The organism is Clostridium thermosuccinogenes (assembly GCF_002896855.1).
Taxonomy (GTDB): Bacteria; Bacillota; Clostridia; order Acetivibrionales; family DSM-5807; genus Pseudoclostridium; species Pseudoclostridium thermosuccinogenes.
The window spans coordinates 3802823-3824354 of the sequence record NZ_CP021850.1 but is presented as its reverse complement, the minus strand read 5'-3'; the positions used below and the strand labels follow the sequence as shown (position 1 = coordinate 3824354).

At 43.2% G+C, this 21532-nt stretch carries 18 protein-coding genes; 12 read left to right on the top strand and 6 right to left on the bottom strand.

Annotation, left to right across the window (positions count from 1 at the left end; all coding sequences use genetic code 11):
- Positions 1 to 36 precede the first annotated feature (36 nt).
- Positions 37 to 2361 (bottom strand): anaerobic ribonucleoside triphosphate reductase, encoded by a 2325-nt coding sequence (locus CDO33_RS16820; protein WP_103079799.1) that lies wholly within the window; start codon positions 2359 to 2361, stop codon positions 37 to 39.
- 756 nt (positions 2362 to 3117) lie between these two features.
- Between CDO33_RS16820 and CDO33_RS16815 the strand changes: the two genes are divergently transcribed.
- The 12 genes from CDO33_RS16815 (at position 3118) to CDO33_RS16760 (ending at position 17761) form a co-directional block, all read left to right on the top strand.
- On the top strand, positions 3118 to 3699 hold the full coding sequence (locus tag CDO33_RS16815) for a TetR/AcrR family transcriptional regulator (protein ID WP_161496401.1): 582 nt from the start codon (positions 3118 to 3120) through the stop codon (positions 3697 to 3699).
- A gap of 104 nt (positions 3700 to 3803) precedes the next feature.
- A complete protein-coding gene (locus tag CDO33_RS16810) occupies positions 3804 to 5903 on the top strand; it encodes an efflux RND transporter permease subunit (RefSeq protein ID WP_161496400.1) in 2100 nt (699 codons plus the stop codon).
- Between the two features lie 253 nt (positions 5904 to 6156).
- The gene (locus CDO33_RS16805; RefSeq protein WP_133158664.1) at positions 6157 to 7872 is read left to right on the top strand and encodes a YhgE/Pip domain-containing protein; all 1716 of its coding nucleotides are present in this window, start codon (positions 6157 to 6159) and stop codon (positions 7870 to 7872) included.
- 234 nt (positions 7873 to 8106) lie between these two features.
- The gene (locus CDO33_RS16800; protein WP_103079795.1) at positions 8107 to 8343 is read left to right on the top strand and encodes a YdbC family protein; all 237 of its coding nucleotides are present in this window, start codon (positions 8107 to 8109) and stop codon (positions 8341 to 8343) included.
- A 157-nt stretch (positions 8344 to 8500) separates the two neighbouring features.
- The gene (locus CDO33_RS16795; RefSeq protein WP_103079794.1) at positions 8501 to 9439 is read left to right on the top strand and encodes a hypothetical protein; all 939 of its coding nucleotides are present in this window, start codon (positions 8501 to 8503) and stop codon (positions 9437 to 9439) included.
- A 745-nt stretch (positions 9440 to 10184) separates the two neighbouring features.
- A complete protein-coding gene (locus tag CDO33_RS16790; RefSeq protein ID WP_103079793.1) occupies positions 10185 to 10694 on the top strand; it encodes a GNAT family N-acetyltransferase in 510 nt (169 codons plus the stop codon).
- A 162-nt stretch (positions 10695 to 10856) separates the two neighbouring features.
- Positions 10857 to 12239, top strand: coding sequence for a UDP-N-acetylmuramoyl-tripeptide--D-alanyl-D-alanine ligase (locus tag CDO33_RS16785; RefSeq protein ID WP_103079792.1), 1383 nt, complete (start codon positions 10857 to 10859; stop codon positions 12237 to 12239).
- Between the two features lie 380 nt (positions 12240 to 12619).
- Positions 12620 to 13591, top strand: a complete 972-nt coding sequence (locus CDO33_RS16780; protein ID WP_103079791.1) for a phosphatidylglycerol lysyltransferase domain-containing protein — start codon at positions 12620 to 12622, stop codon at positions 13589 to 13591.
- Between the two features lie 120 nt (positions 13592 to 13711).
- Positions 13712 to 14014, top strand: a complete 303-nt coding sequence (locus CDO33_RS16775) for an alpha-helical endospore appendage domain-containing protein (protein ID WP_133158663.1) — start codon at positions 13712 to 13714, stop codon at positions 14012 to 14014.
- Positions 14015 to 14048: 34 nt separating this feature from the next.
- On the top strand, positions 14049 to 15017 hold the full coding sequence (locus CDO33_RS16770; protein ID WP_103079789.1) for a hypothetical protein: 969 nt from the start codon (positions 14049 to 14051) through the stop codon (positions 15015 to 15017).
- A 29-nt stretch (positions 15018 to 15046) separates the two neighbouring features.
- Positions 15047 to 16393, top strand: a complete 1347-nt coding sequence (locus CDO33_RS16765) for a YheC/YheD family endospore coat-associated protein (protein ID WP_161496399.1) — start codon at positions 15047 to 15049, stop codon at positions 16391 to 16393.
- Positions 16394 to 16408: 15 nt separating this feature from the next.
- Positions 16409 to 17761 carry a YheC/YheD family endospore coat-associated protein gene (locus CDO33_RS16760; protein ID WP_103079787.1) on the top strand — a complete coding sequence of 451 codons (1353 nt, stop codon included), beginning with the start codon at positions 16409 to 16411 and terminating at the stop codon, positions 17759 to 17761.
- A gap of 60 nt (positions 17762 to 17821) precedes the next feature.
- Here CDO33_RS16760 and CDO33_RS16755 read toward each other — a convergent pair whose 3' ends face one another.
- The 5 genes from CDO33_RS16755 to CDO33_RS16735 all read right to left on the bottom strand — a co-directional run bounded on the left by CDO33_RS16755 (position 17822) and on the right by CDO33_RS16735 (position 21505).
- Positions 17822 to 18148 carry an alpha-helical endospore appendage domain-containing protein gene (locus tag CDO33_RS16755; RefSeq protein ID WP_103079786.1) on the bottom strand — a complete coding sequence of 109 codons (327 nt, stop codon included), beginning with the start codon at positions 18146 to 18148 and terminating at the stop codon, positions 17822 to 17824.
- Between the two features lie 53 nt (positions 18149 to 18201).
- Positions 18202 to 19485 carry an alpha-helical endospore appendage domain-containing protein gene (locus tag CDO33_RS16750; RefSeq protein ID WP_103079785.1) on the bottom strand — a complete coding sequence of 428 codons (1284 nt, stop codon included), beginning with the start codon at positions 19483 to 19485 and terminating at the stop codon, positions 18202 to 18204.
- Positions 19486 to 19501: 16 nt separating this feature from the next.
- Positions 19502 to 20155 carry a hypothetical protein gene (locus CDO33_RS16745; protein ID WP_103079784.1) on the bottom strand — a complete coding sequence of 218 codons (654 nt, stop codon included), beginning with the start codon at positions 20153 to 20155 and terminating at the stop codon, positions 19502 to 19504.
- Between the two features lie 250 nt (positions 20156 to 20405).
- A complete protein-coding gene (locus CDO33_RS16740; protein WP_103079783.1) occupies positions 20406 to 21083 on the bottom strand; it encodes a PHP domain-containing protein in 678 nt (225 codons plus the stop codon).
- Positions 21084 to 21094: 11 nt separating this feature from the next.
- Positions 21095 to 21505 carry a VOC family protein gene (locus CDO33_RS16735; RefSeq protein ID WP_202849460.1) on the bottom strand — a complete coding sequence of 137 codons (411 nt, stop codon included), beginning with the start codon at positions 21503 to 21505 and terminating at the stop codon, positions 21095 to 21097.
- Positions 21506 to 21532 lie beyond the last annotated feature (27 nt).

Below are 21532 nucleotides of genomic sequence, written 5' to 3'. Positions count from 1 at the left end.
GAAGATTTTGCGGGATATGGCTTGAGTTTTGCCGGCTTATTTTGCAATAGCCATATGCTTGACCCTGTCATGCTCCTCAGCTCTTTTTGCGTCATTAAACCTGTCTAGGGTACCCACCAGATAGCCGGTAATGCGTCTTATCCTCTCAAAGGGGATGTCTCCTTCCTCCCTGCCGCAGGATGGACATGTATTGCCTATTATTCCGGTGAAGCCGCATACAGGGTCCCGGTCTACGGGGTGGTTTATGGAGCCATAGCCTATGCCTGCTTCCTTCATGGCTCTGATGATTTTCTCAAAAGCCTGCAGGTTTTGAGTCGGGTCTCCGTCCACCTCCACATAGGTGATGTGTCCGGCGTTGGTCAGCTCATGATAGGGAGCTTCAATCCTTATCTTGTCAAAGGCGCTGGTCTCATAATATACCGGCACATGGAAGCCGTTGGTGTAATAATCCCTGTCGGTGACACCTTCAATTGATCCGAACATTTTGCGGTCCATTCTCACAAATCTGCCGGAAAGCCCTTCGGCGGGGGTAGCAATCAGTGTGAAGTTCATGTTGTATTTTTTGCTGGCTTCGTCCATTCGCTTTCGCATATATCCCACTATCTCAAGGCCAAGGTTCTGGGACTCCTCGGATTCGCCGTGATGCTTGCCTGTCAGTGCCTTCAGGCATTCAGCCAGGCCGATAAAGCCGGTGGTGAGGGTTCCGTGCTTTAGTACCTCTCTTACCTCATCCTCCCATCCCAGTTTTTCCGAGTCTATCCATACGCCCTGTCCCATGAGGAAGGGGAAGTTTTTCACCTTTTTACGGGCTTGTATTTCGTACCTTTCCAGAAGCTGATCGATCACCAGATCTATTTTTTTATCCAGTTCCTCAAAGAAAATATTTATATTCTTGTTGCTTCTTAAGGCAATCCTCGGCAAGTTTATGGAGGTAAAGCTCAAGTTTCCTCTTCCATATATTATTTCGCGGGAAGGATCGTACACATTTCCTATCACCCTGGTTCTGCAGCCCATGTAAGCTATTTCGGTTTCAGGATGTCCCGGCTTGTAGTATTTCAGGTTGAAGGGCGCATCCAGGAAGGAGAAGTTGGGGAACAGCCTTTTGGCGCTGACCCTGCAAGCAAGCTTGAACATGTCATAGTTGGGATCTCCGGGGTTATAATTTATACCTTCCTTTACCTTGAATATGTGCACCGGAAAAATCGGAGTTTCTCCATTGCCAAGACCCGCTTCTGTTGCCAGCAATATATTTTTAATTACCATTCTGCCCTCCGGAGAGGTATCTGTACCGTAGTTGATGGAACTGAAAGGCACCTGGGCTCCTGCTCTGCTGTGCATGGTATTCAGGTTGTGAACAAAGGCTTCCATCGCTTGGTATGTGCTCCTGTCGGTTTCAATATGGGCCTTTTGTACTGCGAAAGTCTGAGCTTTGCGTATGATATCCTCATCCCTTATGGCTTCCATCAGATATTCCCGCTCTAAATTTGCATATTCCTCACTGGGCGACAGGGTCGGGCGCATTCCATGCATGTCAGCAATCTTTTTGGATACATCGTTTACCAGGTCGGACATATCGTCATTTCCGGTCATCAATTCCAGAGCTTTTGAAAGGTTCTGCCTGTAAAGCTTGGAATAGGTTTTGGCAACGCCGGGAGCTATTCCATAGTCAAAATTGGGTATGCTCTGGCCGCCGTGCTGGTCATTCTGGTTGGATTGAATGGCTATGCAGGCAAGTGCCGAATAGCTTTGAACATCATTGGGTTCTCTCAGGTGTCCGTGCCCGGTGCTGAAGCCGTTTTTGAATAGCTTAATTATGTCGATCTGGCAGCAGGTGGTGGTGAGGGTGAGAAAATCCAGGTCGTGGATGTGAATGTCACCATTTTTGTGTGCGGCTGCATGCTCGGGCTTTAGAATGAACATCTCATAAAACTGCTTTGCCCCTTCGGAGCCATATTTGAGCATGGTACCCATGGCCGTGTCGCCGTCTATGTTGGCGTTTTCACGTTTGGTATCGTTATCTTTTGCTTCTTTAAAAGTCAGATCCTCATATACCTTCATAAGGCGGGTGTTCATTTCCCTGACGCGGGTTCTTTCCGCCCTGTAAAGGATGTATTCCTTTGCAGTCCGGGCATGGCCGGATTCTATGAGGATTTTTTCCACTGCATCCTGAATATCTTCAACGGTGGGTATTTTTTTGTCCAAATTCTTTTCTATGTACTCTACTGTTTTTTCGGCCAATTTAAGGGCTGTGTTATAGTCTTTGCCTCCGGTGGCAGTAGCGGCCTTAAATATGGCATTGGCTATCTTCTCAATATTGAAGGGTACTTCTCTTCCGTCGCGTTTTTTAATCATTGTAATCATTAAAATACCTCCCCGGTTCTATTCATTTCGTTAGTATCCAATTACATTTATCTTATGTTGCTTTACAATACCGCTTCTAAAAGTCATTTCTGGGAATTATCCGTCAGTACCACATTGCTTAATTGGAAACAATGGCTTCACGGCTTTTCTAACTTCACCTTGCGATACTTAAATCAACCTGCTGAGCACCAAGAGCATGGCAGGTGAATTTTAAGCCGATTTAATATCTTTCGGATGAAGCAAGCCTTCCAGCGATTGTTTTCACATAAATACCACAATAACAAAGCAGACTTAGGATGCCAATTCCCTCAGCACCTATGGCAATTGCTGAAACATTGATGTATAATGATACTGTTGTTAGATAATTTTACCACTATATCTTGTGCATTACTAATTATATTTCACAATATATAGAAAATCAAGCATTTATTTTAGTACATGATCAAAATGAGTCTAAATTACTATACATGACAGGACAAGGACAATTATCGGTTTTATACCGGGCTTTCCATGCGCTAAGGCAGCCTTAAGACTGGATGTAAGGACCGATGGGTTGGTAAAAACCGACGGGTAAAAGTGGGAAATTTCGTATCTCCTAAAGGGCAGTTCGCTTTTGGAGGGACCTTTTAAGGGTGCTTAAATGGATCTTGCGGGATCAGAGCTGTACGGTTATATTCCTTGCTTTTCCAGATTGTTGTTGACATTTGAAATTTATACCTGTATAATCTATGATAAATAATGAACAGGAGTTTACTAATGCAGTATTTGAAGGATGATGTAAAAGAAGCTATAGTCAGATCTGCTTTGATGGAGTTTAAGAGTAAAAGCTATCTTGAGGCATCCATGAGGACGATTGCAAAAAATGCGGGAATTACCGCAGGCAATATATACAGATATTTTCAAAGCAAGGATGACTTGTTTAACTATATAATGGATCCGGTATGGAAGGATGTTACGAGGATCATATTCGATAATTATGAGTATACCGAGGATTTTTTTCCCATAACGGAAATTATCAATTCCATCATGTATATATATAAGAGGTTTAATGCTGAGCTTTTCATACTTCTTAATAACAGCAAGGGCTCAAAATATGAAAATGTCAAGGAAAGGCTTGTAAGCCTGATCTCAAAACGGCTTGAGGACGAAATGGCACCTTTTTTCAAGGCGGACAACAGAGAGGTAAAGGATACATTCATATTTAATATAATTTCTAACGCTGTGGTGGAAAGCATATATTTAATAATGAAGGAGTGTGGTGATGACTATGTAAGAGTTGAAGCTTTGACCAAGCAAATGATAACTGTCTTTGCAAAGGATCTCTATCATAGACTGTAGCTATTATGGATGTGTTCGTAATAGCTTTTGTTTTAAATTCAATAATGAACACATGTTAATTTATGTTCAATAATGCAGATGTCAGATTTGAAAGGATTGAAACGATGAAAAGTTTTGCCCGGTTTATAGTTGAAAAAAGAAAGGGAATCATAGTTGTTTTTGCTTTATTAGCTCTTGCGAGCCTTCTTTGCATTCCGTTGGTCAAAGTAAATTACAGCCTTAGCACCTATCTGCCGGAGGATATGAGCACCAAGAAGGCTATGGATGTCATGAAGGAGGAATTTACCCTGGCCGGCACCGCCCAGGTTATGGTAGAGAATGTGACTATTCCTGAAGCCCAAAAGCTTAAAAGGGAAATCGAAAGCGTTGATGGGGTAAAAAGCGTCGTATGGCTGGATGACGTGGTAGATCTGCACCAGCCCGTGGAGTTTTTTGATAAAAAGACCGTAGAAAACTATTACAAGGATAAGGCGGCACTTTTTCAAATAGAGTTTTGTGAGGACGATTACAGCCTCAAAACCGGAAGTGCCTTGGATAGAATAAAGGAGATAGTAGGCGACAGGGGAGCCATGGCGGGAACCGCTGTAAATACCAAGGTTATGCGTGAAAGCACCTTTAAAGAGGTATTAACCGTTACAGCGCTGGTAGTGCCCATCTTTATCATAATACTGCTGCTCACCTCCCAATCCTGGTTTGAACCGGTCATATATCTATTGGTCATAGGCATATCGGTCCTTATCAATATGGGCACAAATATCATGATTGGAGATATATCCTTTATCACCCAATCCAGCGCCGCTATTCTGCAGTTTGCCCTATCCATGGACTATTCTCTGTTTTTGCTGCACAGGTTCATTGAAGAACGGCAAAAGGGCATGGATGCCAATGAAGCTATGGTATCGGCCATCGTGAGCTCCTTTTCCTCCCTGTTGGCCAGCAGCCTTACCACATTGGCGGGTTTTGCGGCTCTGATGTTCATGCGATACAGGATTGGGCTGGATATGGGCCTTGTTCTGGGAAAGGGAATTTTGCTGAGCTTGATAAGCGTGCTGTTTCTCCTTCCCAGTATAACCCTGTGCGCATATAAACTGATAGAACGCATGCGCCATTCATCATTTTTGTTTTCCCATAAGAAGTTGGGCAAAGGTATAATCAAGGCAAGGGTTGTTTTCCTTATAATCGTTTGCCTGCTGCTTGTTCCGGCCTATCTTGCCCAGAAGTCCAATAAATTCCTTTACGGGGAGACGGCATTAACTTCGGGTGAGGATACTAATGCCGGACGTCAGGCGAAAAAGATAGAAGAGAAGTTCGGAATCAACAATCCGGTGGTATTGCTTGTGCCAAAGGGCAGCATCGCCAATGAAACGGCGCTTTCCGAAGAATTTGCGGGCAAAGGGTACATATCCGGTGTGCAGGGTTTGGTAACTCTGGCCGATCCTTCGATACCGCAGGAGATGTTGCCTACGGAAGTGCTGGAGAACTTCACGTCGGAAAACTACAGCAGGATGATTTTGACTTTGAACATCCCGGTGGAAAGCGAAATAACCTTTGAAGCGGTGGAGGACATCCAGGATACCGTCGCCAAATACTATGGGGAGGACTATTATCTTCTAGGTTCATCCACCAGCGTTTCGGATATCAAGAGGGTTGTGGACAGGGATTTCGCTGTGGTAAACTGGATTTCCATAGCAGCCGTCGCATTGATTATACTATTCACCTTCCGTTCCCTGTCCCTGCCGGTGCTTCTGGTTATGGCAATTGAGGCGGCCATATGGTTAAATATGGCGATACCTTATTTTATGGATTCATCCCTTTCTTTTATCGGCTACATGATTGTGAGCGCGATCCAGTTGGGGGCAACCATTGACTATGCCATACTCCTTACCAATCGGTATGTCGACAACAGGAGAAGCATGGGGAAAAGGGAAGCTGCTGTTAAGGCCCTGTGTGATTCCGGATGGTCGGTAATAACTTCAGCCCTCATTTTATTTGTGGCAGGGATGGGAATGAGCATAGTATCATCCATCAAAGGCGTTGCGGAACTGGGGCTGCTTGTGGGTAGGGGAGCGGCATTGAGCGGAGCCATGGCTTTTTTGGTCATACCTCAGCTTCTGGTGGTTTTTGACAGGCTTATAAGGAAGACTACCGGAAGCGGCAGATATTTTACAAATTCTACTGCAGGAGAATATAACAATCACATATAAAAAATTGTCAGTAACATATTGCCTGAAAATATGTTAATAGCAAATTGCTTCATTGGAAAGCGATGGCTTTATGGCTCCTTCAACTTCCCCAGGCGGCGCTTGAATCAACCTGTTCAGGCTGCAAGAACATGGCGGGTTGATTCAGGCCAATGTGCGCCACTTCGGGTGAAGCAAGCCTTCCGGCATATGCTTTCTATATAATATCAAAATAACTAAGTTGAGCAAAATTAGCGGGAGAGAAAGGAAAATGGTCATGAAAAGAATATGTTTGCGCCCATTATTGCTGGCAGCAGTCATTACTGCTTTTTCCATAATGTGCGTCCTTACGGTTCCGGGCTCTAATACATCCGGATCCTTTGCAGCCCAGAAGGAAAGCTCCGGTGAGCCGGTTGAAAAGGCAGAAGCTTTAAAGGACGAAACGGTTTATGGAATTTTAAACCATGACGGAACGGTGGACTCCCTTTATGTGGTCAATCGTTTTAATGTGCTAAAAGGTGGAGTGTATACGGATTTTGGCGATTATGCCGAAATAGAGAACCTTACTGATGGAGAGAAGCCTGAGATTTCAGGAGATGCTATTCAATGGAATCTCAAAAAGTCTTCGGGAGGCTTTTATTATAAAGGTGTTCTCAAGACCAAGGAGCTGCCATGGGATTTTGATATCCGTTATACGCTGGATGGATCGGAGATTTCAGCAGAGGATCTGGCAGGAAAAAAAGGAAAGGTCGGTATTATCATCACCGTATCGCCGGATGAGAAGTCTGAAGCTTATTTCAGGGATAATTATGCCATACAGATGCAGGTGCCTGTCAATCTCAGCAGCAGCACCGTCATTAATGCCGATGGAGCTACCCGAGTTGTTACCGGCAGTACGGAGACTCTTACATATACCGTTTTGCCGGGAACATCCGGAACATATAGCATCACCCTGGAGACGGAATGCTTTGAAATGGACGGCATAAACATCGGGATTTTGGCAGCGGACTATTCCTCCGTTATAGATACCGGAGATATTTCAAAAGGCTTTGCCTCCTTGAGCGACGGCATGGGCGAGATGATAAGCGGAACTTCGAAACTAAAAGACGGAATGGAAAAGCTTGCAGGCGGGATCGGAGAGATGTTGGACGGGCATGAACGCCTGTCTCATAACGGTTCGGCTATTATAAATGGGATGGAGGATTATAAAAACGGGCTGGGGGAATTTAGCTCGTCCCTGGCTTCCCTGGCAGGAGGCTCCAAGGAAATCAAAAGCGGCCTTTCTCAGATAGCTCCAAAAGGCAAAGCTTTGACCGACGGATACAGGCAAATTGAGGAGACCCTGAAGGCAAAGCTTCCAACCCGGGAGGAAAAGGAACAGCTGAAATGGGTGGCTCAATTTGCAGACAGCTCCGATGAAGCTGCAGCGCGGATGGGAAGTATGGCTTTATCCATGCTGGAGCAGATAGAAGGAATCGAACAGCTTTATAATGCCATAAGCACATTAAACAGCGGACTTGATCAATATACATCCGGAGTCTCGGAGATTGCCGACAATTACGGAGATTTCGACAGCGGCATAAGCCGGCTTCCGGAAGCTGCAGAAGAGCTGTCAAAGGGATATTCTTCCCTGCTGGAGGGGAACAAGCAATTTATAGGAGGGCTGTCTTCCTTAAAGTCCGGCATGTCGGCTTTAAATGAGGAGGCAAAGGCAGTGCCGGAGGGTATACAAAAGCTGATTGACGGTCAAAATAGGATTAAGGACGGGGTGGCTGAAGCCGAACAGACCATAAAGGAAATATCCGGAGGAGCATCAAAGGAAAAAAACTTGGTTTCCTTTGTTTCACCCCGGAAGGCTTCTGTCAATTCGGTGCAATTCCTGCTGAGGACTCCCGGAATCGCAGCACCTGAAGAAAAATCCCCGGTACAGGACAGCCCGGCTGTAGAAACTGGTTTTTTCGAAAAGCTGACGGCGTTATTCAGAAAAAGATAGCCCTGTAAAGGTCTGGTTTGATAGAATCACCAATATTAAAGGAAAACCCTTACCAGCACAAAAATGCAGGAAAGGGAATTTGGAGCCTGATGGCAAGGCACAAACATTTATATTCATAATAAAAGAAATTATGCTAAAAAATTACAAAAATGTATTGACTTCGAACGTGCGTTCTGATAGAATGATATTAATCATTAGAGTTAGGGACAATCCCGGTGCATACAGGAGGATTTTATGGCAGACATCAAGTTCGATATTGTGAAAAGCTTCGGAGTTATAAGTGAAGGGAAGGACGGATGGAAGAAGGAAGTAAATCTGGTCAGTTGGAATGGCCGGAAACCTAAGCTGGATATCCGTGAATGGGATGAAAACCATGAAAAGATGAGTAAGGGAATCACCCTTACGGCAAGTGAAGTGGCAGAGCTTAAGAAAATCCTTGCCGGTCTGGATGAAGACAGTTTTGAAGAGTAAACGGGGATAAGGGCAATAACCTCTTTATATTTATCCTTTAAGAGCCTTGAGACAATTAGTTCAAGGCTTTTTCTTTTACAGGAGTTCTTTTATAAGAATTATTTATGATACAATAAGCGTATGAATTACCAGGGAATATCTAGAAGGGAGTGATATTATGGATAACGAAAGGTTGTTGGAAATAAAATACCGGGTAGCAGCACTGCCGACATTGGAGAAGCGTTTGGAGGAGATTGGCCGGCGCATTTATGATGCTGAAGCTGAAGTTCGTTCATTATTGCGTAAATATGAAGCGGAATCCATGGATGTGGAAGAGTTGAAAAAGAAATCCCTTTCGGCAACTCTAATGAAGCTGATAGGGATATACGAAGGAAGGCTCAACAAGGAAACCCAGGAAGTGCTGAAAGCAAAAGTGGAATATGATAAAGCCTGCCAAAGAGTCAGTGAGCTGAAAAACGAGCGGGACGATTTGGCCAGGAGGATTTCGGAGCTGCGCCGGGAAAAGCGGTCTTATGAGGATGAGATAAGAAAGCGTGAGGAGGCCATAAAGAACAATGTCAACGCCGAAATCTATGCTGAATATCAGCAGCTGGAAAAAGAAAGAGAAGCCCTGATGAAGCAGATGGTGGAAACGGAAGAAGCCCTTAAGGCCGCAGCCAGGGTAAAAAGTACAATAAACAGCGCGATGAAACATCTGGATAGTGCTGAAGGCTGGGCTACATATGATGTATGGTTTAAAGGAGGCATAATCAGCCATATGGCCAAATATGGACATATTGATGATGCCGAAGCGGATTTCCACAGGCTGCATTCGCAGATGAAGGATTTGCAGAAGGAGCTTTCGGACGTAAGCTTGTATATAGATCCGGAAATAGGAAAAATTGATTCGGCCACAAGGGCGGTCGACTTCTGGTTTGACAATATTTTTACCGATTTAAACGTCCGAAACAGGATTCGTGACGATATGGAACAGCTAAGGAGTTTGTCCGGCAAAATTCAAAGCATAATAAGCCGTCTTGAGAAAAACAAGACCGATATAAAAAATCGGCTGACGGTTGTTGAGCAAAGAAAAAACGAACTGATCATTTCAAACTGAAACATGCAGGGGAGTATGCCAAGAGCAATATCTCCCCTGATGATTTTCATAGTTTCGATGTCTGCCTTCCATGAAAATTAATAATATGTCACCAACATTAACATGCCGCGGAAAAAGCTTTTTAAGCTTTGATCTCAAAAATTCATCCTTTCATAGCTAAAAAACCAGTCATATAGATAAATTGAGGAAAGCACCCCTTTTTGCAGGTTTCACGTCGTAAACTCAATTAAACTCATTTAAATCAGCTTACAGCATTTGATTTAAATGGGTGCCGATGGTATCATAGGCATGAGCAAAGAAAACCTGTTAATTATGGGCGATTTACGCACATTTTCAGGCTTTTTTTATGAAGAGAAAATAAGAGCTCTTCCTTAGTTTGGATTTCTTTGATTTTTTTTAAAAAGCTTAAAATTAAAGATTAGATATAATCTGATAATTCTATATTTGTGTTGATACAACATTGCTAATTGGAAAACTTTGCTGTTAAGGCTTCTTTAACTTTCCCTGGCTACACAAAATTCACCTGCTGAAGCACCAAAATAGCACAGGTATATTTACGCCCCAATATACCGCCCTTAAGGTGAAGCAAGCCTTCCGGCAATTGTTTTCCATGCAATACCACATCAGCAAAGTAGAATTAACTGGAAAAATGAATCAGCATATTTCATGATGAAGGAATTTCCAGGATTGTTTTTGCTGTTTGATATAAAGGCGTTATCATATTATTCCGGGAGGATTTTTGCTTATGAAGCTCAGTAGTGTAAAACTGCGTCAGGAAGTGTTCCAATCTGATGCATATAAAATTATTGACTGGATGGAGGATGAGGAAGTAACGAAGTACCTGAATGAAAGGCAAAACGTTGGAAAAAGCATCCGACAGGTCATATACCGGCTGAATATGCCTATTCTTACCCATGTGTTCAACCAGAACGGAAGTTTTTTTATGATAACTACAAACCAGGAAGAGTCCATTGGATTTTTAAGGCTTGTTCCCAAGGAAAGAGGAGCGGAAATAGTGGTGGTTATTGGTGAAAAGGAGATATGGGGCAAGGGCTTAGGGCCTAATGCCATCATTGAAGGGCTGAAGCACGCATTTTTTGAGTGGAGGGTCAATGAGGTTATTGCCAAGATAAGATATGATAATGTGCGCTCCATAAAAGCATTTGAAAAAGTAGGTTTCACAAGGGACAGGGAACTTGCCCGGGAGATCCAGTACTCCATCTGCATGAAAAGATTCCTGGAGATGGTAGCATAATAGGACCATTGATTCGGATTAGAAGGAATCCGGATAACCGGAACGTCGGCTTTTGTGCCTTACTATACTTATAATTCAAGCGTAGGACCTGATGATATTTAACACAAAGGGCATCATTAACATAATATAATAACAGATTATTTTAGAAAGAGTGATGATGCCATGAAGAGTTTACCTTTGTCTGTAATAGCGGAAAAAACCGGAGGGAAAATAATACAGGGAACCGGTGACCTGGTTGTCAATGATGTGGTGACCAGAATCAGAAAAATAAGACAGGGCTATCTGCTTTTTGACTTATACCGAGATAAGGATGAAAGCTTCCTGACAGGCTTAAAAAACGGCACTTTTGGCATAATAACCGATGTCCCGGAGAACTTTTCATCCCTGGGTAAAAATGTCGCAGTAGTAAAAGTGGCGAATATAGACGATGCCTATTGGAAATTCGTTGAGTTTTACCGTAGCCTTTTTGACATCCCGGTTATAGGGGTTACCGGCACATGTGGTAAAACGACCACAAAAGAAATGATCAAACATATCCTTTCGGGCAAATATAGAGTTAATGCCACTTATAAAAGCTACAACGCATCGTTTCGCAATTTCGGATATCTTCTGGATATAAATGATAATACGCAAATGGTAGTCATGGAAATGGGCGTTGCTTATCCCGGAGATTTATTATATACATGCCGGTATTTCAAACCCCAGGTAGGAGTCATTACCAATATCGGAGTGGATCACCTTCAGGCCTTTGGAACATTGGATGCCTATATAAAGGCAAAAGCGGAATTTATAGAAGGTCTTGGCTATGAAGGCACCCTCGTATTAAATGCCGATGATGAAAATATCAAAAAAATCGATCTGAGCAAATATAAAGGCGATGTGGTTTATTTTGGCTTTAGCGACAGGTCCCATTTCAAAGCTTCCAACTTAAGACATGTCGGGCATGGTACGGAATTCACGCTGGAGCACGAAGGCAGGAGGTATAATATTTATATTCCCCTGTATGCCGACTTCAATGTGTACAACGCCATTGCAGCCATCGCAGCCGCCCATGCGGTGGGATATGATGTGCAGGAAGCCGGAGATAGGCTTGCTTCATATAAAAATGTGGAGAAGCATTTTGAAATAAAAGAAGGCATAAATGGAAGCACCGTGATAGATGACACCTGGTCTACCAATCCAACTTCTACAGAAGCAGCTTTAAAGCTTCTTAAGGACTTTTCCAACGGCAGGAAGACCATAGCTGTTCTGGGAAAGATGTCCCTCCTGGGAAAAAGCAGCAGCGAATACCATCGAAAAATAGGCGAGAAAATTGCCGATATGGGTATTGACAGGCTGATTGTGATCGGTGAAGGGGCCGGAGAGCTGGGCAAAGGTGCTTTGCGAAAAGGCATGAAAGAGGACCATGTGCATTTTTGCAAGGATTCCGGTGAAGCCTATAGAGTTCTTAAGGACAGCCTGGATGGGAATACCGTGGTGCTCGTCAAAACATCCATGTTGTCTTCTTTTGATGATTTGGTGGACAAAATAGTGATAGAAAAATAATTAAGATATTTATGTAAAACCTGGCGGATAAGATGCCAGGTTCTTTTTTATGTGCCAGTTTTATGTGGCACAAACTCTTATACTTCAAAGTGCAACAAATAATGTGAATAACATCTTTCTTTTCGTGTTAACGGAATAAAATTATGTAAACATATTATGCACAGTATGGGACTATAACTAATAAGATGTATAAAGGAAATGTAAAGCTAAACCTTGCATATGTCTATACGCCTAAGGAAGCTTGATCATTGCCGTTCCATCGGTGACCGGCCGGGACATAAAAATCAACCGGTGCTGCTTCTGATGGAACATGCTGTGTTTTGCTGTAAAAATAAAAGATTTACCTTTAGAAATATATTTGCAACAGGAGGCGCATTCCTTTGTTTGAGATCTCATCAGGCAATATTCAGATAGGCAACTGGATCTTTAATGAAATCCATCTGAAAGATAAAGACATGTATTCTGAATATATAAAAGTCACCGAATATCCGGCAAATCTATGGTCATCCAATTTTGACTATCTGTGGGCGTCAGGCCAGTCCAGCAGGAAAAAAATCCTCTGGAAGGAGATAGACGGAATGCTGGTCACTTTTGCTTATACCAATAAAAACAAGCTTTATCTGATGTGCCTGCCTTTTGGAAAAGGCGGCCCGGATAAGGTGGTGGAGGTGTTGAAAAAATGCCTCGGGTTCTGCTACAAAATTGATGATTACGACGCTTCAGAATCCGTTGTGAGATTAATTAACAGTATGCAGCTGGATTTTCTGAAAAAAACACCGGAATTTGAAAAGCACTTTATAAGAGTGCCTATGGTAGGATTGGAGAAGCATTTTTCGGTTCCGATGCTTGTCTCTCTGAAAGGTAAGGATTTCAGAAGGGTAAGGGAAAAGGTGAACAGGTTTTGCAATTATTATCCCGATGCATCCATAAGAAAATACACCAAGGATGATTTTGATCAGGTGATGCAGCTGGGGGAACACTGGAGCGATACGTCCGGTAAAAAATACACCACCATTTTTGATAAGGTTTACTTCCGCGAAATAGTCAAACACAGCGATGAGCTCAACCACATCATCCTGGTGGTGGAGGAGAAGGGCAAGATCATCGGGATGGTTTCGGGGGGTGAACTGCCTACCGGTCAGTCGTGGGGATGCCTGACTAAGTTTATGAAGAATTATGACGGGTTGTCAGAATTTATGATAGTGAAATTTGCCCAAGAGCTTAATAAGATTAACCCGAAAATTGAATACATGAATACCGGGAGCGACTTGGGACCGGGAGGACTCCGCGCCTATAAGGACAAATTCAGGCCGGTGCTGAGTTTGAAAAGGTACAGGCTTAAACTGAGGTAGTTTATGACGGCAGCAGACAGGCGTTTTAACCTTAAGAAAGAATTTCTAAACCTTGTATCATCTTATGTTAACGCTGCATACCTTATAATGAATGTCAATATTAAACACGGAGGTTTTATTATGCAATCTTATGAGCCGCAATTTTCTATTCCCATAATCGACACGGAGCAAGCGCTGGCAGATATCATGGAATCCATAGCAATGAAGGACACCGCCCTTTCCAGGATTCTTAACGCCGAAGGAGAGATGCTGCAGAAGGCTACGAGGATATCTGGAAATACCGATGCGTTCATAAATGTAAATGAATCGGTGAACAGTGTTATGAGGAACGTAACAAGACTACAGATGCTGCTCCAGTTTGAGCTGGAAAATGTAGAAGCACTGCTTCGGGCAGTAGAAGATATGGATGAACTGGAAGAGTGATCGAAATATAATGGCGAAGCGGGGATGAATTTATATGGTGGGGATATTATGCAATGCTAAAAAGGAAAGGGCTTATACCAAACGCCTGTATGCTCTTTTTAAGCCTCTGATAAAGGGCAAGGGCATATCGATAATGGTAATGAGCCTGGGAAACATCAGTATTCCTGAAAGAACAGCGGTGGGAAGCATTATCACGGAGGATAAAATTACGCCTGTGAAAACCGCACTGCCTTCTCTCATTTTTAATTTTGCCAGACAGCGCACCAGATCTGATATAAAAAAGATGAGAAGCCTGATGGAGGTTGAAGGCATCCGCATAGTTAACGGGGTAAATCAATATAATCAATGGTCCATAATGGAGATGCTGATTTCCAGCCGTAAAACCAGAAAATATGTTCTTCCTTATATCCATTATGATAAGGAAGACCTTTACTTTGATTTCACAAAAGTCGGAAATTTCCTGGTAAAACCTGAAAAGGGAGCAAGTCCGGGCAGGATTATTTACGGCAGACAGTCGGATGTCGGTTTTGATCTGTTTGGAGAACATGGCAGCATGCGCTGTCACAGGTTTGACATTCAGAGCGTAATTCATCCGGCCATGCGGGGTAAGAGATGGCTTCTTTTGAAGACTCCCGATCTGGTTGCTTATAGGAACAGGCTTTTTATAATAAGGGCCTGCCTGTTCAGAACATATGACGGAGAATGGAAGGTCCTGCAAAGGACGATAATTCCCCATGGTGAAAGAGTTTATGACAAGCTTGGAAGAAAGATAGATGCATATGCCAAAAGGATAATCAAATGCATAGAATGTTATATTCCTGACCTGGGAATAGGATATGTTGATTTTGTGCTGGACAGACACGGAATTTCGTACTTCTTGAGTTTTGGCGGATGGGACAGCAAATTGCTGAGCAAAAAGCAGAACAGGAAAGTACGCATTGCTCTGTGCAGGAATATACTGGAATATGCTGAGATGTTTACTTCAGGACAACTGGACATTTAACAGCGGTCAAAATGCAAAGGAGTGGGGTTATGTGGGCTAAAATAGAGGTTGTACCTTCGGATCGCGAGATTATTTACTTACCTGAATCATTATCAACGGAAGCGGACAGCAGCCGGTCAATAGAGGTTAAATTCGGTGGAAAGACTGCCACAGCAAAAATTCTATATACCGATGATTTGAAATTGGAGAAAGGCTCTTTTGAGAATCCCGGGAAAATCAGGCTGTCAAACAAACTGAAGGATAAGCTGCTGATCCCGGAATCATTGGTTTATCGGATTGTTATCACCGATACCCGCATATCGATAGGACCTGTTATAGGTCTTTTACTGGGGGTCCATACCCACCGGTACAATCCAAGGCATATGAAAAAATATTCCGACCGTCTTGGAATATACAACAAAGTCGGCGGATTAATTTATGCCTTTTCGCCTAAATCGGTCAACTGGAATAGGAATTCAGCTTACGGCCTTTATTATAATATCGCCACGGCATCATGGGAGTATGGCTGCTTTCCTCTTCCAGACGTGATTTACAGGAGGGATTTTCACTCCAGTCCAAAACATATAGATAAATTGATGGATTTTACCGGAGGTAGGCTGTTTAATTCCTACCGCTTTTCCAAGTATCAGATGTATGAGGCTGTAAAAGAAAACAATGAGCTGAGCAAATATCTTCCGCCAACAGATCTGTCTCTTAATTTTGAACAGGTGAAAAAATTTATTGACAGCCATTCCAAGGTGATTTTGAAACCGATAGATTTGTCCAGGGGTAGGGGTATTTGCATTATTGAAAAGATTGACGATGCATACAAAGTTACCGATTACCGATATAAAAATCCTGTGGTTTCCGTGCTCCATGACAATGAATCGTTGAGGGAATTTTTTGCCAACAATCCGAACCTGTTCAACAGGTATCTGATCCAGAAGTACTTATCTCTGGCGAGGATAGGCAATTCCCTTTTTGACATCAGGGTCGTGATGCAAAAAAGACCTGATCATACATGGGGATGCACGGGCATTGAGTGCAGGGTCTCCAACAGCAACAGCCATCTTACCAACATATCCAGGGGAGGTTATGCATTAACCTTGGAAGAGGCGTTGTACCGGGCATTTGCCGAAGATTGTGAATTCCTTTCACAGGAAATAAACGAGTTCTGTCAAAAATTCTGTTCATATATGGATAAAATGGGAGAGCATTTTGCAGAGTTTGGCATGGATATCGCGGTGGATACGGAAAAAAATATATGGCTGATTGAAGCCAATGTATTTCCCAGTTTTAAAGGGTTCAAAATAATGGACCGGCAGACTTACCTATCCATACGCTATACTCCGCTTTTGTACGCTCTTTCCCTTACAGAATTCGGCGACGGACTTTAAGCAGGGGTGTGAGAAATGAGTAATGTATTTACAGTAAAAGCATGTGAAGATAAAAATGCAAAACTGGTTATACATCCGGAAACGGCAGAGCAAATAGGGCTTGGTAGGAAGAAGTTTGCCTATGCATGCTTTGGCAGCCATAAATATTATACAGATATCAAAATGAGCAGTGAGGTGTCCGAAGATAGCATCCTGCTCTCGCATAAACTAATGGAGGAGCTGCGCATTCCTGATTATCCAGTATATGAGGTGCGCGTCAACGGAAATGAGATAAACATAGGCCCATATATCGGGCTTCTGGCCAGCGCAAAGAATTCCAACCTGACGGAAGGGCGCCTGAATAAGATGATGACCTATGTCAGGGAATATTCCAGGGTGCATGGAGCCATTGTGGTCTTTGCCCTGGACCGCGTAGACACAGCAAACCGGCTGGTGGAGGGATATTGCTTCAACCCGGTCAAAGACTGCTGGCAGAGGGGAGTATTTCCATACCCTTCCGCAATTTACCGCAGCATTGGACTCAGCGAAAAATGGAAAAATCACTTTTTGTCGGTCATAGGAGATAAAATGTTCAACAGCAGGTATTTCAGCAAGTGGGAGATGTATCAATGGTTTTCCGGGGATATGGGTAGATATGAAAGCCATATAAACATCCCATATACTCAGCTATACCAATCCTACCAGGATGTACTGGATTTGACTGAAAAATTCGGGAAGATATATGTAAAGCCGGTCTCAGGGCTCCAGGGAAGAGGAGTTGTCCGGATAAGCAGGGAAGACGGAGCAATGGTTTTCCAGTACCGCGAGCAGGGGGAAAATTACAGAATTGAGCTGAAGGATCCGGATGAAATAATCGATTTCATAACCAAGCGTTTTTATCAGGGAAGATATCTTATTCAGCAGGGGATAGACCTATTGAGATACAGAGGCCGGATAATTGATTTCAGGTGTGTTGTGCAAAAGGATCAATCCGGGAAATGGGTATGCAAAGCTATTATCGGACGGTGTGGAGACAGGGAAAGTGTTGTAAGCAATATTTCCAGCGGAGGAACAGCGTTTCCTGCGGTGGAGATTCTAAAAAGGGCCATGTCTTCGTCCGAAGATGAAGTCCTGTCCATGGAGGAAAAAATCCGGGATTTTGCAGTACGAACCTGCAACACACTGGATGAGTATGGAATAAACTGCGGAGATCTCGGAGTGGATGTGGGCATAGACAGCCAGGGTAACCTATGGCTTATAGAAATCAATAACCGGGACCCGGATCCAACTATAGCGCTAAATATCAATGACTGGAAGCTGTATTATTCTCTGAAAGCCGGGAGACTGTACTATGCCAAGCTGCTGGCAGGGTTTGGCAGCCTTGAATAAGCAGTACAAAATAAGGGACACACCACGTTGAAAAATAGCAGATGAGTAGTGTGTCCCGTATTATAGGCATTGATCGCCCGAAGGATTTTTACTATGTAGTCCCATGGCATTTTCAAGCTTAAAATGAAGGAGGATCTCATCTTTGATTATATTCCTCATCTTCTCTTCTACACTTCGGTTTATATCCACAAGATCCTTTACCGAAAAGGCTGCTTTTTTATCCTTCATTTTCCTCAGTATCGATCTTATCTGCTCTGCCTCCGCATGCAGGGCATTGGCAAGATCAAGCTCATCACAGGCAATGGAGTTTAAAAGCGATATCATTGAATCATCACTGTCGATACAAATAGAGGCTCCCGCATCATCCTGGCCGTCATAAGAAAGCATTTTGATTACTCCCTTACTTTTTCAATGCTAATAATTAGTTTATGCTTTATTTATCATAACGTTACTATGGTAAAATCCGGCCCGTCAAGCTTGATTTTTCCGCTGTCATGGTTGAAAGCGGGGTTTTTGCCTGCCTTTACTGAAACATGTAAGCTATCGGCAGTAAACTGGTTGCCGGAATAATAAATTGTTATTGTAAAGCTACCACTGTCACACACGTCCGGTTTACAACGTTCTCTATGCACAATAGTTCCCATTCCTTGTATCACAAGCTTTCCGGAATTGCTTTCTGCAATCCGCTCCACTTTGAGGCTGCCGGGAAGAACCGAATGGATCTGCATGACAGTATCCTTATGTACGCTGTAGTAAAGGATATTATCCTTTTTGTCCGAATTTTCAGCCCTTACGCAGGCTTGTATAATGGCAATGCCCCTGTGGAAGGGATCCTGTGTATTGGATACAAAGCCCAAGGCCCGGCCTTTTATTATATATGCGGAGGGATTTACCGCATATGCCTGGTTTTTTGCCTCATATAACTCATTTGAATTTTTCGTTTCCTTTCCGTGTATTTCAACTGGGCCATGTATTTCGCACGAGCCATGCATTTGGTCTAAAACATGCATTTCATCCGCATCATGGACTTCATTTGGAGTATGTAAGGCATCCGGTTTATGTACTTCATCCGGACTATATATTTCATCCGGCTTATGGGTTTTATCCGAACCCTGCAGTTTATCTGTTTCCTGTATTGGATTTCCTGCATGTATTTCATCGGAAGCAAGTGCTTTTTTCGAACTGTGCGTCATGCCGTTATTTTCAGAATTATCCGTGTTCTGTACTTCGTCTGCACCATGCGGCTTGTTTCCGGAAGACATATCAGAGGCTGCTGTTGTTTCATCTCCCTTACCATGGTCTGGCACATCTGCATCAGGCACGGGGCAGGAAGATTTGGATATATCGGGCATGCCGTTGCCCATCATGGATACATCGGATACGGCATCACCCGGCGCAGCAGTATCAGCAGCCAAGCTGCCGTCCGGTATGGGGGAAGTCCAAGGAACGCTCCAGAACCTGCAAATACTTTCAAATTTGAATTGCAGCAGCATCTGCAATTTTATAATGCTTTTCATAACCTGGTTCACACTCTTGTTAATATCTTCAATGTCCTGGCAATGTGGACTGCAATCTGCGATGAAGCTGATTGCATCGGCTTCAAAGTCAATAAGTTTTGACAGACCTGATCCCATGTAGGCTATGGAAGCCAGATGCGAGGATAACACATCCTGCAATGATGCGCCGGAATGCTTGCTGTTTTGTGGAATATTAGCAACAGACATATCAAAACTCCTTTCCTTAACTTAAATACATGAAACTCTCTTTTGTAGAAATCTGCTCGGGAAAGGAGCCGTAAGTTGGAACAAGAAGCTGCACATAACGCTCAAACCTGATGCTGAAAAACACGCCTACATCCAGTATTAACGCCCCTGTGCAGGGAGATAATACATCGCCGAATTCTTCCGCCAGCGCTTCCACTTCAATAATCGGTCCACAACTGGTGGTTTCCCGGGCTGCAGCATTCCAAAGTCCTCTCGTGTAGCATTTTATGCTGGAATCAGGACAGTAAACATTATTTAACGAGATATTAAAAATTGCCATATCGGTCTGTACCAGCTTATTGAATCCGTCGGAGTATAGCAGGTCATATTTGACCTCAATCGACAGTTGAAACCTTTTCATGTTCTTCTTTTTCGGAAGATTGGCATGGGATATCGCATTGATGCCGATGATCTGAAAGTTGTCCGCACCGATAAATTTAAAAGAGGGACAAGTTACCCCTTTCCCCGGTGTGAGGGCAATATTCCTTGTTACTCGCTTTTTAACTGAAAACTGGCTCATAATTTTAAGAGCCTGTATGTACACCAGTTCCTTTGGCTTTGAAAGAGAGCCGGCGGTGGGAATCTCTAGATGCCCATCTTCCAATGTATATTCGCTGTTGCATTTTATCATAAACCTTATATCACCACCCCAAAATGCTTTGTCCGGGGAGTTCAGCCATTTTATTTTTTATTCCCCAGTGTTATAGTATTTATGAGGATGTTAAAAGGTTACCCAATATCTTCGTCGTTAAAAATGATCTGTCTTGCTTAAAAATACGATAAAAAAGCGAAAACCTTGCAAATGGGATCTGCAAGGTTTTCGTCAGTATTTAAACTGCGTCCTGATTTTACTGTATGCTGATTTTTAAAAGGAAGCAAATTTACCCGGAAACTATAAGCTCTGCTATCCCGCCTTCGTCCAGAATCCTGGCAAAGTCTTTCGATGAGCGGACAGTCTCAGGGATTATAACTCCTCCGCGGGCAATATCCTCATACTGGTGAAAATCCGAGCCTGATAGCATCTTAAGACCATGCTCTTCAGCAAACTTAAGTGCTTTGTGATTCTTTGAGTCGTGCCTGGGATTGCCGTTGAAGGTTTCCACTCCGTCCAGGAGTCCAGGGTCGGCTGGGATAATATGAAGTCTGAAAGGATGCGCCTGATAAATCAGAATGCCTTTATTGCTGATCAATTCTCTGAACTGGCTTAAATTGAGATTGTACAGCTCCTTGTTTTCTTTAAGAAAGGCTTCATCTATCCCATATACGAGATAATCGTTGAAATTCTCACGAAAGCGCAGTTCCATTCCAAGGATGACATCCAGGCCAATTTTATTGCCCTCATTTAAAGCATTTTTATAACCTTCCAGGAAATTGTCTATCTTTTTTTCCCAGCTGATATCCCCCAAACTGTCAAAATAGCCGTCAAAATAATGATCGGTTATTACTACCCCCTGATAACCGGCATCTTTATAAAGGTGTACCAGTTCTGCCGCATTTACTCGCGCACAGGGGCTGGTTTCTGCGGTGTGTACATGGGTGTCATATTTGTATAGGTCCATATTTTCTCCTTCTATCTGTACTGAAAAAACTCTACAATCTCTCCGTCAGGCCCTTTGAAAAAGGCTATTCTTATAGGAGTCGGAGGATTGCTGTTGATTACCACATCATTGGGTTCGATGGTGATCTCCATACCGGCTTTTCTTACTTTTTCAATAGCTTCATCACAATTGTCGGTGCTGAGGGCGAGATGCAAAAAAGCACCTTCCGGTTTTGCTTCTCCTGAACCACCCGCAAATATCTCCAGATGGTTGCCATTTCCTGCATCAAGCATTATGGCCCTTTCATCGCCTTCTCCCCAGGATATTGACTTCTTAAATCCCAATACCTCGGTATAAAACTTTACAGTCGCATCAAAATCTTTTACTCGCATTGCCACATGATGAAATCCCTTTACAAGCTTTTTTTCTTCAAAATTCTGCAAAATTAACCCTCCTCCCATGCAAAATAT